Source organism: Roseivivax marinus, from assembly GCF_900109705.1.
GTDB classification, from domain to species: domain Bacteria; phylum Pseudomonadota; class Alphaproteobacteria; order Rhodobacterales; family Rhodobacteraceae; genus Roseivivax; species Roseivivax marinus.
In genome coordinates this window covers 79,538-95,921 of record NZ_FOAI01000015.1, presented here as the reverse complement: position 1 = coordinate 95,921, position 16,384 = coordinate 79,538, and the positions used below count along the sequence as shown (strand labels likewise).

17 protein-coding genes are annotated in these 16,384 nt (G+C 67.8%); 10 read left to right on the top strand and 7 right to left on the bottom strand.

The features are described from left to right. The 9 genes from BMX29_RS16235 to BMX29_RS16190 all read left to right on the top strand — a co-directional run. The coding region (locus tag BMX29_RS16235) for a DUF411 domain-containing protein (RefSeq protein WP_092814912.1) at positions 1 to 461 on the top strand (461 nt) is incomplete at its 5' end. Positions 462 to 1,399: 938 nt separating this feature from the next. Then, on the top strand, positions 1,400 to 2,389 hold the full coding sequence (locus BMX29_RS16225; RefSeq protein ID WP_092814880.1) for an ABC transporter ATP-binding protein: 990 nt from the start codon (positions 1,400 to 1,402) through the stop codon (positions 2,387 to 2,389). Positions 2,390 to 2,440: 51 nt separating this feature from the next. Beyond that, positions 2,441 to 3,700 (top strand): ABC transporter substrate-binding protein, encoded by a 1,260-nt coding sequence (locus tag BMX29_RS16220; protein ID WP_092814909.1) that lies wholly within the window; start codon positions 2,441 to 2,443, stop codon positions 3,698 to 3,700. Next, positions 3,697 to 4,644 (top strand): ABC transporter permease, encoded by a 948-nt coding sequence (locus tag BMX29_RS16215; protein WP_139197067.1) that lies wholly within the window; start codon positions 3,697 to 3,699, stop codon positions 4,642 to 4,644. The genes BMX29_RS16220 and BMX29_RS16215 overlap by 4 nt, the downstream gene beginning before the upstream one ends. A gap of 4 nt (positions 4,645 to 4,648) precedes the next feature. Continuing rightward, positions 4,649 to 5,527 carry an ABC transporter permease gene (locus BMX29_RS16210; RefSeq protein WP_092814877.1) on the top strand — a complete coding sequence of 293 codons (879 nt, stop codon included), beginning with the start codon at positions 4,649 to 4,651 and terminating at the stop codon, positions 5,525 to 5,527. Beyond that, a complete protein-coding gene (locus tag BMX29_RS16205; protein WP_092814874.1) occupies positions 5,527 to 6,234 on the top strand; it encodes an aspartate/glutamate racemase family protein in 708 nt (235 codons plus the stop codon). The genes BMX29_RS16210 and BMX29_RS16205 overlap by 1 nt, the downstream gene beginning before the upstream one ends. Beyond that, the gene (locus BMX29_RS16200) at positions 6,231 to 7,067 is read left to right on the top strand and encodes a GNAT family N-acetyltransferase (RefSeq protein WP_217644398.1); all 837 of its coding nucleotides are present in this window, start codon (positions 6,231 to 6,233) and stop codon (positions 7,065 to 7,067) included. The genes BMX29_RS16205 and BMX29_RS16200 overlap by 4 nt, the downstream gene beginning before the upstream one ends. A 16-nt stretch (positions 7,068 to 7,083) precedes the next feature. Further along, a complete protein-coding gene (locus BMX29_RS19435; protein WP_092814871.1) occupies positions 7,084 to 7,503 on the top strand; it encodes a nuclear transport factor 2 family protein in 420 nt (139 codons plus the stop codon). Next, entirely contained in the window at positions 7,500 to 8,363 is an 864-nt protein-coding gene (locus BMX29_RS16190; protein ID WP_092814868.1) for a polysaccharide deacetylase family protein, read from the top strand. Before BMX29_RS19435 ends, BMX29_RS16190 begins: the two co-directional genes overlap by 4 nt. Before the next feature lie 143 nt (positions 8,364 to 8,506). On the opposite strand, the gene BMX29_RS16185 is transcribed toward BMX29_RS16190, so the two are convergent. The 7 genes from BMX29_RS16185 to BMX29_RS16155 form a co-directional block, all read right to left on the bottom strand. Further along, positions 8,507 to 9,502, bottom strand: coding sequence for a Gfo/Idh/MocA family protein (locus BMX29_RS16185; protein WP_092814865.1), 996 nt, complete (start codon positions 9,500 to 9,502; stop codon positions 8,507 to 8,509). Next, positions 9,499 to 10,386 carry a sugar phosphate isomerase/epimerase family protein gene (locus BMX29_RS16180; RefSeq protein ID WP_092814862.1) on the bottom strand — a complete coding sequence of 296 codons (888 nt, stop codon included), beginning with the start codon at positions 10,384 to 10,386 and terminating at the stop codon, positions 9,499 to 9,501. Before BMX29_RS16180 ends, BMX29_RS16185 begins: the two co-directional genes overlap by 4 nt. Positions 10,387 to 10,406: 20 nt before the next feature. After that, entirely contained in the window at positions 10,407 to 11,240 is an 834-nt protein-coding gene (locus BMX29_RS16175; protein ID WP_092814859.1) for a carbohydrate ABC transporter permease, read from the bottom strand. Beyond that, complete coding sequence (locus BMX29_RS16170) at positions 11,240 to 12,169, bottom strand: carbohydrate ABC transporter permease (protein WP_092814856.1); 930 nt, start codon at positions 12,167 to 12,169, stop codon at positions 11,240 to 11,242. Before BMX29_RS16170 ends, BMX29_RS16175 begins: the two co-directional genes overlap by 1 nt. A 76-nt stretch (positions 12,170 to 12,245) precedes the next feature. Beyond that, complete coding sequence (locus tag BMX29_RS16165; RefSeq protein WP_092814853.1) at positions 12,246 to 13,460, bottom strand: ABC transporter substrate-binding protein; 1,215 nt, start codon at positions 13,458 to 13,460, stop codon at positions 12,246 to 12,248. Next, positions 13,457 to 14,407, bottom strand: coding sequence for an alpha/beta hydrolase (locus BMX29_RS16160; RefSeq protein WP_092814850.1), 951 nt, complete (start codon positions 14,405 to 14,407; stop codon positions 13,457 to 13,459). The genes BMX29_RS16165 and BMX29_RS16160 overlap by 4 nt, the downstream gene beginning before the upstream one ends. Then, positions 14,404 to 15,111 (bottom strand): GntR family transcriptional regulator, encoded by a 708-nt coding sequence (locus BMX29_RS16155; RefSeq protein ID WP_092814847.1) that lies wholly within the window; start codon positions 15,109 to 15,111, stop codon positions 14,404 to 14,406. Before BMX29_RS16155 ends, BMX29_RS16160 begins: the two co-directional genes overlap by 4 nt. Positions 15,112 to 15,235: 124 nt before the next feature. Here BMX29_RS16155 and BMX29_RS16150 point away from each other — a divergent pair, with 124 nt between their 5' ends. Continuing rightward, entirely contained in the window at positions 15,236 to 16,312 is a 1,077-nt protein-coding gene (locus BMX29_RS16150) for an ABC transporter ATP-binding protein (protein ID WP_092814844.1), read from the top strand. The last annotated feature ends 72 nt before the right edge of the window (positions 16,313 to 16,384 follow it).

The following is a 16,384-nucleotide window of genomic DNA, read 5'->3' as shown; positions in this document are numbered from 1 at the left end:
TCACCCGCCGCGCCATGATGGCTTCCGCCGCGTGCTTCGCCGCGACAGTGCCGACCGCCGGTCTGTCCCAAAGCTCTCCCGCGATCCACGTCCTGAAAGATCCGAACTGCGGGTGCTGCACCGCCTGGATCGAAATCCTGAAGGAGGACGGCTTCACAGTCACCACCGAGCGCAGCTTCGGCACACTCCTGATCCAGCACAAGCTCGAGAACGGCATTCCCCAGGATATGGCCTCCTGTCACACCGGCGAGGTCGAGGGCTACATGATCGAAGGGCATGTGCCGACGGCCGACATTCGAAGACTGCTATCCGAGCGCCCCGATGCCGTCGGTCTCGCCGTGCCCGGCATGCCTTACGGATCACCGGGCATGGGACCGGAGAATAGTCGCGAAGCCTACGATGTCTTTCTTATCCGCAGGGATGGTAGCACAGAGATCTTCTCAAGCTATGAGGCTGCCTGAGGGCACGAGGATAGCCGTCGGGCCACTGCGCATAATCCACCCACGCAGTTGCAGCAGAGGGTCAGAAAGTCCGTGCTACTGACCTTGGCCCCCAAGGATACGCTGCACGCTGGTTCGAATGGCGGCTCCGGTGAAGCCGAGTCGTAGCGTCAAGACATCGCTGAACGGCCGGACTTTGCCGATTGCGACAGTGAGCTCCACCTGTGTCCGCGCGTTCGAGGTCTGCATCCTGCCCAAGCCGGATAATTTCGACTGTGCAGCGAAGTTATCCACTCCGCCTTTCCGTCCAAGTGCTTCGCAGTTGAAGGCGGAAATTGAGGACGTGTAGCGAAAGGTGGACCGGCTTTCGAAGCAGACCAACAAGGTTAGCGCGCCCAACAGGACCTAAAGATCGGCGCCAGCGGCGCACGGCAAGAACCTGGCAAATTTAAGCGAGGGTATGATTTTTCCAAGTATATTCAGATACTTGCGCTAACTTAGCAGGGGAGCGCCTTCGACCACTCGGCCACGTCTCCGCTGACCCGTCTAGCGGCCCGGTCCCCGGGAAACAAGGCGAAATTCGCGAGGCTGCGATCGCGCACCGCTGCGGGAGTTGAGGCGGCGTCGGAGGCTTTTCTTGGCGCGGGCAGGGGCGAAGTCGCTCTTGGCCGCGGGGGCCGATTGACCGCGGAGCGGCGACAGCGCCGGTCAGAAGATGACATCCGGACCGGGACGAGCGGCGCATCTACGCTCGGAGCAGCCTGGCGGTTCGGGTCCCGAGCGCCACCACATGTCGCGAGAGTTGAATATCTGCCTCCTATTGCGGCGATCCGCGCTGTTCGGCTGAATCTTTGTGCAAATGGCGCCGTGGGCCCACGGTCTCACACGACCGCCGCCGGGCCGTGCTTGAGCGATGCGGTCTCGCGCTCTTTCGGTATGCCGCAACAAGGGAGCGTTGCATGTCCGAAGCGCAGACAGTCGAACTGGCCGCCGTCACCAAACGCTACGGCGACGCGCTCGCGGTGGACGCCATCAGCCTCAAGATCCCCGCGGGAAAGTATTGCTGCCTGCTCGGCCCCTCGGGCTGTGGCAAGTCCTCCACGCTGCGGATGATCGCGGGTCACGAGGACGTCACCGATGGTGACATCATGATCGGCCCGCGCGTCGTGAACGACGATCCACCCGCAGCCCGCGGCACCGCGATGATGTTCCAGAACTACGCGCTCTTCCCGCATCTGAGCGTGGCAGAGAACGTCGCGTTCTCGCTGCGGATGAAGGGCGTGGCCAAGGAGGAACGGCGCGAGCGGGCGGCGCATACACTCGAGCTTGTCTCGATGACGGAGTTTGCCGACCGTACGCCGCAGCAGCTCTCGGGCGGCCAGCAGCAGCGGGTCGCGCTTGCGCGTGCGCTGATGACCGACCCGTCGGTGCTTCTGCTCGACGAGCCGCTCTCGGCGCTCGATCCGTTCCTGCGCGTGCGCATGCGGTCGGAACTGCGGCGCATCCAGGCCGAGCTCGGCATCACCTTCATCCACGTCACCCACAGCCAGGAGGAGGCGATGGCGCTGGCCGATCTGGTGGTGGTGATGAACGACGGCCAGGCCGCGCCACCGCGCGAGATCTACAACGCCCCGCGCACGCCGTTCGTGGCGCGCTTCATCGGCGGTCACAACATCCTCGAGGACGAGGGCCGCACGATCACGCTGCGCGCGGATGACCTGTCCATTCTGCCCGACGCCCGTGCCGCTGAGGCGCGCCGCCGCGCCCGGGTGAGCGAGATCGAATACCGCGGCCCGGACGTGCGCGTGGGGCTCGAGACCGACGCGGGCGAGAGCCTGACCGCGGTCATGGGCGAACGGACCTTCTTCGAAAGCCCCCTGCGCGAGGGCTCCGAGGTCGCCCTGGGCTGGCAGCCAGAGGCCGCGCACGAGCTGTCGCGCGACGGCTGACGTCGGCGCACCCCATCGGATCAACAAAAGAAGACCAACAGGAGAGTGATGATGACCAAGACGACGACCACGCGACGTTCCGTCCTGCGCGGCGCTGCGGCGCTTGCCGGCAGCGCGGCGTTTCCAGCGCCGTTCGTCCACGCGCAGGAGCGCGTGACGCTGCGCTACCTGTCCACGGCCGTGAACCAGTCCCCCGCCATCGCCGAGAAGGCCTCCGAGGACCTGGGCATCGACATCGAGTACATCGCCGTGAACACCGACGAGGTGCCGCGCCGCGTCATCACCCAGCCGAACTCGTTCGACCTTGTGGATTCGGAGTACTTCTCGCTGCCGAACCTCGTGCCGTCGGGCAACATGAAAGGCATGGACGCCAGCCGCATCGACCGGATCGACCAGCTGGCCACGGTGATCTCCGAGGGCACCGTGAACGGCGAGCAGGTGGGTTTGGACGGCACCGCGCCGCACGAGGTGCTGTATCTCGAAGGGCAGGACTCGACCTCCTTCGCGTCGTCGCCGACGGAGTGGATCACGCTCATTCCGACGACCTACAACGCCGATACGCTCGGCATCCGGCCCGACCTGATCGACAAGGAGATCACGTCGTGGGCGTCGCTTCTTGATCCCGATTTCGCGGGCAAGGCGTCTATCCTGAACATCCCGTCCATCGGCATCATGGACGCGGCGATGGCGCTCGAGGCGCGCGGCGACCTGACCTACGGCGACAAGGGCAACATGACCCGCGAGGAGATCGATGCGACCATCGCCGCGCTGATCGAGGCCAAGCGGGCGGGGCAGTTCCGGGCCTTCTGGTCGAACTTTCAGGAATCGGTGAACCTGATGGCCTCGGGCGAGGTGGTGATCCAGTCGATGTGGTCGCCGGCCGTGACCGCGGTGCGCACGCAAGGAATCCCCTGCGTCTACCAGCCGCTTCAAGAGGGCTACCGCGCCTGGGCGTCGGGCTTCGGCCTGCCTCGCACCATCGAGGGCCGCAAGGAAGACGCGGCCTACGAGTTCATCAACTGGTTCCTGTCCGGCTGGGCCGGCGCGCACTTGTCGAAGCAGGGCTACTACCCGGCCGTCCTCGACACCGCGAAAGAGTTCATGGAGCCCTATGAGTGGGCCTACTGGTACGAAGGCGCGGAAGCCGAGCAGGACATCATGGCCCCGGATGGCCGCCTGCTGGAAGAGGCCGGCGCGACCCGCGACGGCGGCTCCTACGAGGAGCGCATGGGCTCGGTCGCCTGCTGGAACGCGGTCATGGACGAGAACCAGTACATGGTCCGCAAGTGGAACGAGTTCATCGCGGCGTGACCCAGGCCGCCGACACCACAGCAGAGGTCCGGCCCGCCCGGACCTCTGCCCGCCGCCGCGGTGCCGGCCGCGCGGGCGCCGTGCTTGCGCCCTATCTCCAGGCGGCGCCGATGGCGCTGGTCTTTCTTGTCTTCTTCGTGCTGCCGCTCGCCGCGACCATCGTGGTCAGCTTCTGGCAGTACACGCAGTATTCCATCGAGCCCGCGTTCACCGCGCAGAACTACGGAGACGTGTTCTACGGCTGTCTTGCGGATCTGCCGAGCCTCTGCACGACGTTCCTCACCTATCTCTCGACGTTGAAATTTTGCCTGATCGTTTGGCTGACGACGCTCGTCATCGGCTTCACCATCGCGTATTTCCTGGCGTTCCACGTGCGCACGCTGAAGGTGCAGGTGATCTGCTTCCTGCTGTGCACGATCCCGTTCTGGACCTCCATCGTGATCCGCATGATCTCGTGGATCCCGCTTCTGGGGCGCAACGGGCTGGTAAATCAGGCCCTCATGGGCATGGGCGTGATCGATACGCCGCTCGAAGGGCTGCTTTATTCCGACTTCGCCGTGATCCTTGCGCTCACGCATCTCTATACGCTGTTCATGGTCGTGCCGATTTTCAACTCGCTGATGCGCATCGACCTCTCGCTGATCGAGGCGGCGCGCGACTCCGGCGCCTCGGGGGCGCAGACGCTGCGCCACGTCATCGTGCCGCTGGCGCGGCCCGGGATCCTGATCGGGTCGATCTTCGTGGTGACCGTGGTGATGGGCGACTTCCTGACCATCGGCATCATGGGCGGCCAGCAGATCGCGTCCGTCGGCAAGGTCATTCAGACGCAAATGCAGTTCCTCCAATTTCCGCTCGCCGCCGCGAACGCAGTGATCCTGCTGGCGGCGGTGCTGGCCGGGGTCTGGGCGCTGCTGAAACTCGTCGACATCCGCAAGGAGCTCTGAGGTCATGACAGAACGCCGCCCGCGGTCCTTCTACGTCCTTGCGCTGGTCTTCGCGCTGTTCCTCGTCTTCCTTTACGGGCCGATGATCTCGGTCCTGGTGCTGTCGTTCCAAGGGCCGGAGGGCGGACTCGTCTTCCCGATGACGGGGTTCTCGACGCACTGGTTCCAGCGTCTCTGGGAAGGCGGCGGGCAGGTCGAGATCGGCGGAGCGCTGCGCCGCTCCTTCGTTCTGGCGCTGGTGGTCATGGTGCTGACGGTGACGATCTCGGTTCTCGCGGGGTTGGCGTTCCGGCGGACGTTCCGCGGCGCGACGATCCTTCTCTACGTCGCGATCGCGAGCCTGATCGTGCCCTCGATCGTCGTCTCGCTCGGCATCGCGCTGGAGTTCCGGCTTCTTGACGACGCGATCAAGGCCTTCGGTACCTCGGCGGGGATCGACTGGATCCAGAACGACTTCGTCTCGGCACTCGGTCCGTTCACCTCGGGCCTCGGCGCGCACCTGACATGGACGCTGCCTTTCGGTCTTCTGATCATGTTCGCGGTCTTCAACCGGTTCGATCCGGCCTACGAGGAAGCCGCGCGCGACCTCGGCGCGACGCCGTGGCAGACCTTCCGGCACGTGACGCTGCCGATGATCGCGCCGTTCCTGATCGGCGTCGCCGTCTTCGGCTTCACGCTGAGCTGGGACGAACTGGCGCGGTCGAGCCAGGTGATGGGCTCGCAGAACACGCTGCCGATGCAGCTTGCCGCCAAGACGACAACGGTCACGGACCCCGAGATCTACGCGCTCGGCACGGCGACGACGGGCGGATCGGTGCTGCTGGTCCTGATCACCTTCACGCTGATCAGCCTGATGCAGCGGCGCCGGGCGAAACGCGGCTGATGCGTATCCACGTCGTCAATCCCAACGCCAGCGCGTCGATGACCGAGGGCATCGCCGCAGCGGCGCTGGTCGCGGCCGCGCCGGGCATAGAGGTCACAACCACCGGCGCCGCGGGCGGGCCGCCGTCGATCGAGGGGCCGGTGGACGGAGCGATGGCGGTCCCGTGGATGCTGCAAAGGATCGAGGAGGCGGAGCGGGCCGGCACCGAGGGCCATGTCATCGCCTGTTTCGACGATACCGGGCTCGACGCCGCGCGGTGCATCGCCCGCGCGCCGGTCGTCGGGATCGGGGAGGCGGCGTATCATTGTGCGACGCTCGTCGCGGATCGGTTCGCGGTGGTCACTTCGGTGCCCGAGGCGCTGCCGGTGCTGCGCGGGAACCTCGCGCGTTACGGACTAGCCGCGCGCTGCGCGGGACTGCGCGCCGCCGGGGTGCCGGTCCTCGACATCGACCGGGGCACGCCCGAGGCGCTGGCCGCGATCCGGCGCGAGACGTGCGCCGCGCTCGACACGGACGGGGCGGACGCCATCGTTCTGGGCTGCGCGGGCATGGCAACGCTTGCTGCCACGCTGTCGGAGGAGTTCGGCTGCCCGGTGGTCGAGGGCATCGCCGCCGGCCTGTCGCTCGTCACCGCGCTCGGCGCGGCCGGGCTGCGCACCTCGAAGCGGGGCGGCTACGCAACGCCGCGCCGGAAGGACGGACAGTGACGCCGACCGTCCGCACGATGACGCGCGCGGACCTGGACCTTGCGCTTGACTGGGCGGCGGCCGAGGGCTGGAACCCCGGCCTTGCCGACGCCGCCGCCTTCCATGCCGCCGATCCCGACGGCTTCCTGATCGCGGAAATGGACGGCGCACCGGCGGCGAGCCTCTCGATCGTGCGCTTTGGCCGAGGGGCGGGCTTTCTGGGCCTCTACATCTGCGCTCCGGCGTTCCGGGGGCATGGCGTCGGCTACACGCTCTGGCAGGCGGGAATGGAGCGGCTCGCGCCCGAAACCTTGGGCCTCGACGGGGTGCCGGCGCAGCAGGCGAACTACGCCCGCTCCGGCTTCGAGCTACCGCATCGCAGCCACCGCTTTTCCGGGCGGCTGGCAGCGGACCGCCCGGACCATACCGAACCGTTGGCACACGGGGACCTCGCCGCCGTGCTGGCCCTCGAGCTCGGGGTCACGGGCTTCGACCGCGCGGGGTTCATGGCCGACTGGCTTCTGGGCGACCCGTCCCGGCAGGCCCGGGTTCTACGGCATGACGGAGAGATCGCGGCGCTCGGGGTGATCCGTGCCTGCCTGTCGGGCCACAAGATCGGGCCGCTGTTCGCGGCGGACCGGGACGCGGCAGAGCGGATGCTGGATGCCTTGGGCCGGATCGCGGCGGGCGCGCCGGTCAGTATCGACGTGCCGGAGCCCAACGCGCCCGCCATGTCGATGGTCGTCGCGCGCGGGCTGACATCGGATTTCCAGACCGCGCGCATGTGGCGCGGACCGGCGCCCGCGCAGGACATTGCCCGGACCTTCGGCGTGGCTACGTTCGAGCTTGGCTGACCGGGAAGGGGACCTGATGACCGACGACACGATTGCCGAGGCCAAGCGCATCGTCGCGGCCTACCTGGAACGCTCGATGGCGAAGGACGCCGAGGGCGCGCGCCGCTACATGGCTCAGGGATGCGAGATCGTCTTTACCGGCGGGCGCCGGATGGCCGGGCCGGAAGAACCGCCGGCCTTCAACGCCAAACGCTATGCCTCCGTGCAGAAGCGCCCGTTGCGCACCGATGCGGTTTGGAACGAGGACGCCGGCGCCGTGCATGTCTGGGCCACCGGGCATCTTCATGGCGAATGGCCCGACGGCACGCCTTTCGACGGCAACCGCTACGTCGATTTCTTCGCGGTGAAGGACGGGCTGATCGTTCGCACCGAGGTCTGGAACGACAGCGCGGAAATCCTGCTCGACCGCGCGGGATTGTCCGAGGCGCCGTTGTGAGCCTGCCGCACCACAGCCGCTTCGATTACGTCCCGATCACGCGCCGGCAAGACTTCACCTGGCCCGGGGGCAAACGGCTCGCCGTCTATTTCGGGATCAACCTCGAGCACTTCTCCTTCGGCGAGGGGCGCGGCGCGCAGCTGGTGCCCAAGGGCAATGAACCCGACGTCCTGAACTACGCCTGGCGCGACTACGGCAACCGGGTCGGGGCGTGGCGCCTGATCGAGACCTTCGATGCGCTGGACCTGCCCGCCACCGTGCTGGCCAACAGCACCATGTACGACCATGCGCCCGAGCTGATGGCCGCCCACCGCGACCGGGGCGACGAGATCGCCGGGCACGGGCGGACGAACGCCGAACGGCAGGACACGATGTCCGAGCCCGAGGAGCGGGCGATGATCGCGGAGGCGACGAAGGTGCTGACCAGGGCCGAGGGCAGGGCGCCCGGCGGCTGGCTCAGCCCGTGGATCGCGGAGAGCTTCGTCACGCCGGACCTGCTGGCCGAGGCGGGATACCGCTACACGCTCAACTGGTGCATGGACGACCAGCCGATCTGGATGCGAACCCGCGCCGGACCGCTCTTGTCGGTTCCCTATCCGCAGGAGGTCAACGACATCCCCTCGATCGTCGCGCGGACGGACACCGCCGACACCTTCGCGGCGATGATCCTCGACGATTTCGAGGAACGGCTGGCCCAGTCCCGGGAACAGAGCCTCGTGATGGGCATCGCGCTGCACCCCTACATCGTCGGGCAGCCCTACCGCCTGCGCGCCCTGCGGCGGGTTCTCGAACGGATCGCCGGAGCGCGTGAGGAGGTCTGGCTCACGCGGGCAGGCGACATCGCCGCGGAGTGCCACTGACCGCTGCGGGACATGATCGCCTGACCGGGCGGCGCGTGTCGTGCGGCCAGGCTCTCAGTCTTTTGGCACGGTGCTGACGGTGCTTCCGCCGGCCCGCGCTGCGGGCCGAGACAGACCCGACCGCGCCGGGCGTCCCGGCCCACTCAGGCGTCGATCTGCGCGATCATGCGCTCCAGGCGTTCCATCGCGCGCACGCCGTCCTCGATGTCCGGAACCGCGCGGGTGTCGCCGCGCAGCACGGCGGCCACGTCGGACAGCAGCGCCGCATAGCCCTTGTGGTCCTCGTTCGCCGCGGCGGTGAAGTTCGGCCGCCACGATAGCGTGTCGAAGGCCGGGTCGAGCCGCGCCTCGGGATCGTCGGCCTTGAACGGCGGGTCGCGGTAGAGCGACACGTCGATGATGTTGTCCACGTGCAGCCGGGCGTGGTCGCCCATGATGCGGATCTCTTCCATCGGCGTGCCGCGCGACTGCACGGTGCCCATGACCACGTTACCGATCACGCCGCCCTCGGTGGTGAAGTTGAGGTGCAGCAGCAGCTTGCCCGGCGCGGGGGACGCGCTGCGGATCTGCATGTCGCCGAAATCCTCGCCCGCGAACCACGGGATCAGATCCATGTAGTGGACGCAGTGGTGCAGGTAGAAGCCGGTATAGTCGGGCTCGCCCTCGAAATAGGTGGGCGCGGTCATGTAGGCGCCGGTGATGCCCAGCACGTCGCCGAAGTCGCCGTCCCGGAGCGTGTTCATGGCGATGCGGTTGCCGGTGGAATAACGCTTCATGAAGCCGACCATGACCGGCTTGCCGGCGCGGCGCGCCGCCTCGGCGACCTCGCGGGCGCCTGCCGCGTCGGCAGCGGGGGGCTTTTCCATGAAGACGGGCAGCCCGGCTTCGAGCGCGGCGATGGCGGCGGCGCGGTGCAGGTCGGGGCCGACGGCCATGCCCACCGCGTCGATGCCGCCCGCCGCGATCATCTCGCGGAAGTCGTCGTAGCAGGCGGTGACGCCGTATTCCTCCGCGGTGCGCGACAGCGCCGCGCCGTCGCGGTCGCAGAGCGCTGCGATGCGGATGTCGTTTCGTCCGAGCTGCGGCAGCAGCATCTGGCGCGCGTGCCGGCCGCAGCCGATCCATCCCATCCGGATCATTGGTCCACCTCCGCCAGTGCGAGCGCGTTGCGCACCACGCCGAGGCCAGCGCGCAGCTTGGCGCTCTCGTCCTCGTGCGGCGCGCGCCAGTGCGCGATGGGCAGGGCCACGCGGTCGTCGTCGCGACGGAACGGCTCCAGCGAGATCGGCCCGGCGTAGCCCGCGTGCGCCAGCGCGCGCATGACGGCGGGCCAGTCGATGTGGCCGGTGCCCGGATGGCCCCGGTGGTTCTCGTTGGCCTGGAAATGCGCGATGCGCGGGCCGGCCATGCGGATCGCGTCGGGGATCGAGCGTTCCTCCATGTTCATGTGGAAGGTGTCGAGCATCAGCTTGAACGCCGGGTTGTCCACCGCGTCCACGACTTCGCAGGCCTGCCGCGTGGTGGACAGGATGTCAGTCTCGAACCGGTTCAGCGCCTCGACCGCCAGCGTGATGCCCTCGGCCTCGGCGTGGGGGGCGACCGCCTGGAAGCCTTCGATGGTCCGGGCCGCGCGCGTCGCGATCTCGGCATCGCTGCGCGGCACGGGCGGACGCCCGGCGAAGACCATGGGCTCGCCGTAGAGTGGCCCGCCGACGATGCGCGCGCCCATCTCGGCGGCGACGTCCACGGCCTGCCGCAGGTAGTCGAGCCCGCCCTGACGGGCGTCCGCGTCGTCGGAGGCGATGGAGCGCTGCGGGTTCACCCGCGCGGCGAGCACGGTGAAGATGCCCGCGTCCTCGGCCGCGCGGCGCACGTCGGCCGGGCTCAGGTCGTCGCCCGGTTCGGGCACGAGCAGCTCGACGAAGTCGAAGCCCAGCTCGCGCGCCTTGGCAAAGTAGGGCAGGTCGGCGCGCGTGAACGGGCGCGCGAACTGCATTGAGATGATGCCGATCGGATTCTGCACGACAGGTCCTCTTGGTTTGGTCAGCCCTTCACCGCGCCTTGGGTCAGGCCGGAGATCAGGCGTTTCTGGACGAGAAGGAACAGCACGGTCGCGGGCAGGGCGCCGACGATGCCGCCGGCGGTCAGCAGACCCCACTGCACCTCGTATTCACCGATGAGCGTCTGCACGGCGACGGTGATCGGGCGCACCTCGCGGCCGCCCAGCGTCAGGGCGTAGAGATATTCGTTCCACGACGTGATGAAGATGTAGATGCCGGTGGCGATGATCCCCGGCACGCAGAGCGGCAGCACCACGCGGCGCAGCGCCTGCAGCCGGGTGCAGCCGTCCGTCATCGCCGCCTCGTCGAGCGAGCGCGGAATGCCGTTGATGTAGCTGACCATCATCCAGATCGAGAACGGGATCGCGATGGTGGAGTTGGCCACGATCAGCGCGATGTGGGTGTCGAGGAGCCCCAGCACCCGCATCAGGACGAAGAGCGGCAGGATCAGCAGCACAAGCGGGAACATGTTGATGAGCAGGAACTGCAGCATCAGGATCCGCTTGGCCCGGAACTCGAAGCGCGAGAACGAATAGGCCGCCGTCACGCTGAGCGACAGACCGACGATCACGGTCCCGCCCGCGACGATGAAACTGTCGAGGAGGTTGTCCGCGAAGCCCACCGTGCGGAACAGCCGGGTGTAGTTCTCCAGCGTCGCGTTCAGCAGCGAAGGGCCTTCGGTGAACAGCGTGGACTGATCGCTGATCGAGGTCAGGAACATCCAGAGGTAGGGCCCGAGCGTGAAGGCGAGGATAGCCAGCATCGGCAGGTCCACCGTCAGGATGCGTCGCATCGTCGAGGGTCTGTGAAGCGCCATCAGGACACCGCCTTTCCGGTCCGCCGCAGGTAGAAGACGACCACCACCATCAGGAGCATCGTGAACAGCACCGCGATCGCCGAGCCGTATCCGAAATCAAGGTTGGTCCGCGCCTTGATGAAGGCGTAGAGCGGCAGGGTGTGGGTGGCGTAGCCGGGCCCGCCCCCGGTCATCACGAAGATCACGTCGAAGCTGTTGGCGACCCAGATCAGGCGCAGCAGCACGGCGGTCATCATCACGCCCGCGATGCCGGGCAGGGTGATGTGCCAGAACTGCCGCCACGCGCTCGCGCCGTCGATGGAGGCGGCCTCGTAATAGCTGCGCGGGATCGCCTGGAGGCCGGCGAGGATCATGACCGCGAAGAACGGGAACCCCTGCCAGGTCAGCGTCAGGATGATCGAGGCGAGCGCGTAGTCGGGATCGGCGAGCCACGGGATCGACTGCTGGATCAGGCCCATCCGCAGCAGGAACTCGTTGGCGACGCCGTAATTGCTGTCGTAGATCCACACCCACATCAGCGCGATCACGACCGACGGGAGGGCCCACGGAATGATGATGAGCGCGCGCGCCACCGGGCGCCACGGGAATTCCTGGTTCAGCAACAGCGCGGTGACGAGGCCCAGCAGCAGCTGCGCGGGGATCGTGGTGCCCATCCAGATGATCGTGTTGCGCAGCGAGATCCAGAAGACCTCGTCCGAGAGCGCGGTGCGGAAGTTTTCGAGCCCGACCCAGTCGAAGTCGTTGGGCCGGAAGAGCACGTAATCGTGCAGGCTCATCCAGGCGGTCTGCACCATCGGAAAGAACACGATGGCCAGCGTCACCAGCACCGCCGGCGAGAGCATCGCGTAGGGAAGGACGTGGCGGCTCAGCGTGGCGCGGCGGCCCTGTCGGTCGTGTCGGGATACGTCGGTCGCGGTCGCGTCCGTCATGGCACGAAGCTTTCGGCTGTCGGAAGGGAAGGGGCGCGGTCCGGGTGCCCCGCGCGGGGCACCCGGGAAGGGTGTGTCACTCGGCGAAGATCTCGGCGATGGCCTCGTTCATCTCGGCCGCCTCGATGTCGCCGGTCAGCACGCGCTGCATCTGCGTCGGCCAGACCGTGTTGACGAAATCCGCCGTGGCGTTGCTGCTGGGCAGCATCTCGGCAAAGGGCAGACTGTCCACCGTGGCCTGCACGAACCGCTGCGGGTGCAGCGACCATCCGTCGCTGTCGGCCTTGACCACCGGAAGCTGGCCGGTCGCCTCGTTGAACATCGTGTTGTTTCCCTCCGACGACAGGAAGCTGATCCACTTCCACGCGGCCTCGGGATCCTCGGCATTGGCCATGACCGCGGTGCTTTCGTCTCCGAAGGCGGTCCAGCGGCCGCCGTTGCACTCGGGAACGGGCGCGGCGTTCACGTCCTCGCCAAGCGCCTCGACCATGCCGTTGGCCGAGCCGATGTGGTGGATGGTCATGGCGGTCTTGCCGGCCTTGAACGCGCCGATGATCTCCTGGAAGCCGTCGTTCGGTGCGGACGGCGGGAACACCCCGTCCTCCTGGAAGAGGTCCGCCACGAACTGCGTGCCGGCCACGCCCGCCTCCGAGGTCAGCCCGTCGGTCAGGCTCACGCCCTCCGCGCCCAGCGTGAAGCTGGCCCAGTGGTCGTGTCCGCCCTGCGCGCCGCGGAAGCCGAAGCCGTAGGTGTCGGTCTGGCCGTCTCCGTCGGTGTCGCGTGTCAGCGCATTGGCGACCTCGCGGAACTCGTCGCAGGTGGTCGGAACCTCGAGGCCCAGTTCCTCGAACATCGAGGGACGGTAGTAGAGGTAAAGGACGACATACTGCACCGGCAGGTAGTACTGCGATCCGTCCGGTCCGGCGGTCAGCTCCAACAGATTGTCCTGCAGCCCGTCGGCGCCGTCCCACTCCACCAGCCAGTCATCGATCGGCTGGAGGGCTCCCATCTCCACCAGACGGGGCTGCGCGAACATCTTGACCATCGCGGCGTCGGGGGCGTTGCCGCCGATCACCGCCGTGTAGAGCTGGTCGTAGTAGCTGTTCCACGGGATATTCTCGGCCTCGACGGTGATGTCGGGGTTCTGTTCCTCGAACGCCGCGACGAGGTCGTTCATCGGGTTGTCGGCGTTGTCGAAATGGTACCAGAAGCGCACCGTGCTCTCTGCCGAGGCAGCGCCGGCGGTAAGCGCCAGCACCGAGGCCAGTGCCGTGATCCTGTTCAGTTTCATGGTCTTCCTCCCTGTTGGGCCACCCCTCCTCGGGCGGCGGTCGACGTGATGTGACGGAATGCGGCGCCGGCGCGGTCGAAGGCGTCGCGGGCCTCTGGCAGGGCGGCGCCCATCTGCATGAAGCCGTGGACGACGCCTTCGATTCGGTCGAAACGGTCGTTGCGCCCGAGGTCGCGCAGGCGCTCGACCAGCCGTTCGGTGTCCGACAGAAGCGGGTCGAGCCCGGCCGCGTTGAGGTAGAGCGGCGGCAGCGCGGCGAGGGCCGCGTCCTGGGCAGCCAACGGCGCGACGCACGGGTCGTCGCGCAGGGCAGGAGCCGCGTACCAGTCCCAGTAGCGCATCATCTTCGCGCGGGTCAGGCCGGGCCCGTTCTCTCGCGCGCGGTAGCTCTCGGTCTCGAAGTCTGCGCCGTAGACGCCGTAGAACAGGAGCAGCGCGGCCGGTAGGGCCGTGTCCGCCGCGCTCAGGCGCAGCGTCGCGGCCAGCGCGAGGTTCGCTCCGGCGCTGTCCCCGGCCATGCTCCAGTGGCGGGCGGGATCACGGGCGCCCCAGGCGCGCAGGATGTCGTCGAGGCCCGCGGGGTAGGGGTGTTCCGGCGCCAGCCGGTAGTCGACCGTCAGCACCGGGCAGCCGCAGGCGTTGGCCAGCCGGCGCGACGCGGCCTCGTGCGTGGCGACCGAGCAGAACGCCCAGCCGCCGCCGTGGACGTGCAGGATCGCATCGGTGCCCGTGTCGTCTTCAGGAACGATCCATCGGCCGGGCAGACCGGCGTGCATCACGTTGCGCGCCTCGCGCACCGCCGGAAGGTCTGCGTTCCAGCGCATGTTCGTCAGTTCGGCCAGCGCACGTCCGTGCTGGGGCCGCAGCGTCGTCGGATCGACAAGGCCCGCATCCTCGGTCGCCAGCCGGTCAAGCACCGCCTGCATGGTGGGGGAAGGGCCGGTCATGCCTCGCCCTCCGTCGGCCCGCCGGTCAGGTCGGGGCCGAAATCCACGATGGTCGCGATGTGGTGCGCCAACAGGTCGTGCAGGCGGGCGCGGTCGCGTGCCTCAAGCGCTTCGACGATGGGCAGGTGCCGCTCGGCGGTCTCGGACAGGGCGCGGTTGGGTTGCGAGTTCAGGATCTTGAACCGGTGCGCGTGGATCAGGCACCGGGTGAGGATCGGCGTGACCAGCGGCAGATCTGCGGCCTCGAACAGCCGCGTGTGAAAGGCGCGGTCGCGCACCGACAGTGCGTATTCGTCGCCGTCCCGCGCGGCGTTGCGCATCCCGTCGAGAAGCGCCCGCATGTCGGCCACCAGTCGTGCGTCGGTGCGTGCGACGACCCGGTCGAGATGGGCGCATTCGACCTCGCGCCGCAGGTTCAGCAAGGCGCGGGCGTCATCGGCGGGGCAAGGGGCGACGCGAGTGCCGCGGTTCGGCTGGCGCTTCACGAGGCCTTCCTCGTTGAGCTGCATCAGCGCCTCCCGGACGGTGCCCTGGCTGCATCCGAAGCGCTGGGCAAGGTCCAGTTCGGTCAGGGTGCGGTCAGGCGCGAGGATGCCGAGAACGATCTCCTTCTGGAGCGCGACGAAAAGCGTGTGGCTGCGACGGCTCGACTGGCGCGGCACGAGGTTCGAGACCGTGTCCTGACTGAAGCTCTCCACTGCCATGCGCCGTCCGGTCCTCCCCAACCGTGCCCTCGTCGGGCTTGCGTCAAATTATCAATATTGATAACGTCCTAATTATCGATAACGCAACCCCCAATTTCCGAGGGCGGCGTGGGAGGAGGACAGAATGGCCGATATCCGTCTGAACGGACTGGTGAAGAACTACGGCGCCGTGCGCGCCATCCACGGTGTCGACCTGACCATGAACGACGGCGAGTTCGTCGCCTTCGTCGGCCCGTCGGGCTGCGGCAAGTCGACGATGTTGCGGATGATCGCGGGGCTCGAAGAGATCTCGGGCGGCGAACTTCTCATCGGCGGACGGCTGGTGAACGACGTCGAGCCCAAGGGACGCGACGTGGCGATGGTGTTCCAGGACTACGCGCTCTACCCGCACATGACGGTGCGCGAGAACATCGGCTTCGGCCTGAAGATGCGGGGGCAGAAGCCCTCCGAGATCGCGCCGCGGGTTGAGGAGGCCGCCGAGATCCTGCAGATCCGCGACTTCCTCGATCGCAAGCCCGGACAGCTTTCGGGCGGTCAGCGCCAGCGCGTCGCCATGGGCCGCGCCATCGTGCGCGAGCCGTCGGTGTTCCTCTTCGACGAGCCGCTCTCGAACCTCGACGCCAAGCTGCGGGTCGAAATGCGCACCCAGATCAAGCGCCTGCACGCCATGCTCAAGACCACGATGGTCTACGTGACCCATGACCAGACCGAGGCGATGACCCTCGCGGACCGGGTGGTCGTGCTGCGCGCGGGGCGGATCGTGCAGGAAGGCCCGCCGATGGAGCTTTACACCAGGCCGAACTGCCGGTTCGTGGGCGAGTTCATCGGCTCGCCGCAGATGAACGTCTTTTCCGGCGCGGTGGACCGCTCGTCGGGGGCGCCGAAGCTGCGGATGGGCGACGTCGCGCTCGATCTGGGCGAGGTGCCGGCGCGGGACGGTGCGAAGATCGACGTCGGCATCCGGCCCGAGCACCTGAACTGGGCCGATCCGGAGGCCGCCCCCCTGACGCCGACCGTCGAGGTTTTCGAGCCGCTGGGCTCGGACACCATGGCGATCTGCCGGCTGGAAGGGCAGGAGCTGACCGCACGGCTGTCTCCGGACGTGGACCTGCGCCGGGACCAGCGCATCGGCCTCGGCTACGACCCCGCGCGGCTGCACTATTTCGACGGCGAGAGCGGAGCCCGGCTCGACGCCGCCTAGCGCGCACGAATCCTCCCCGCCATATCGGCGCACCTGACCGCCCGGATCGCTCTCGCGACCGGGCGTTTTTCT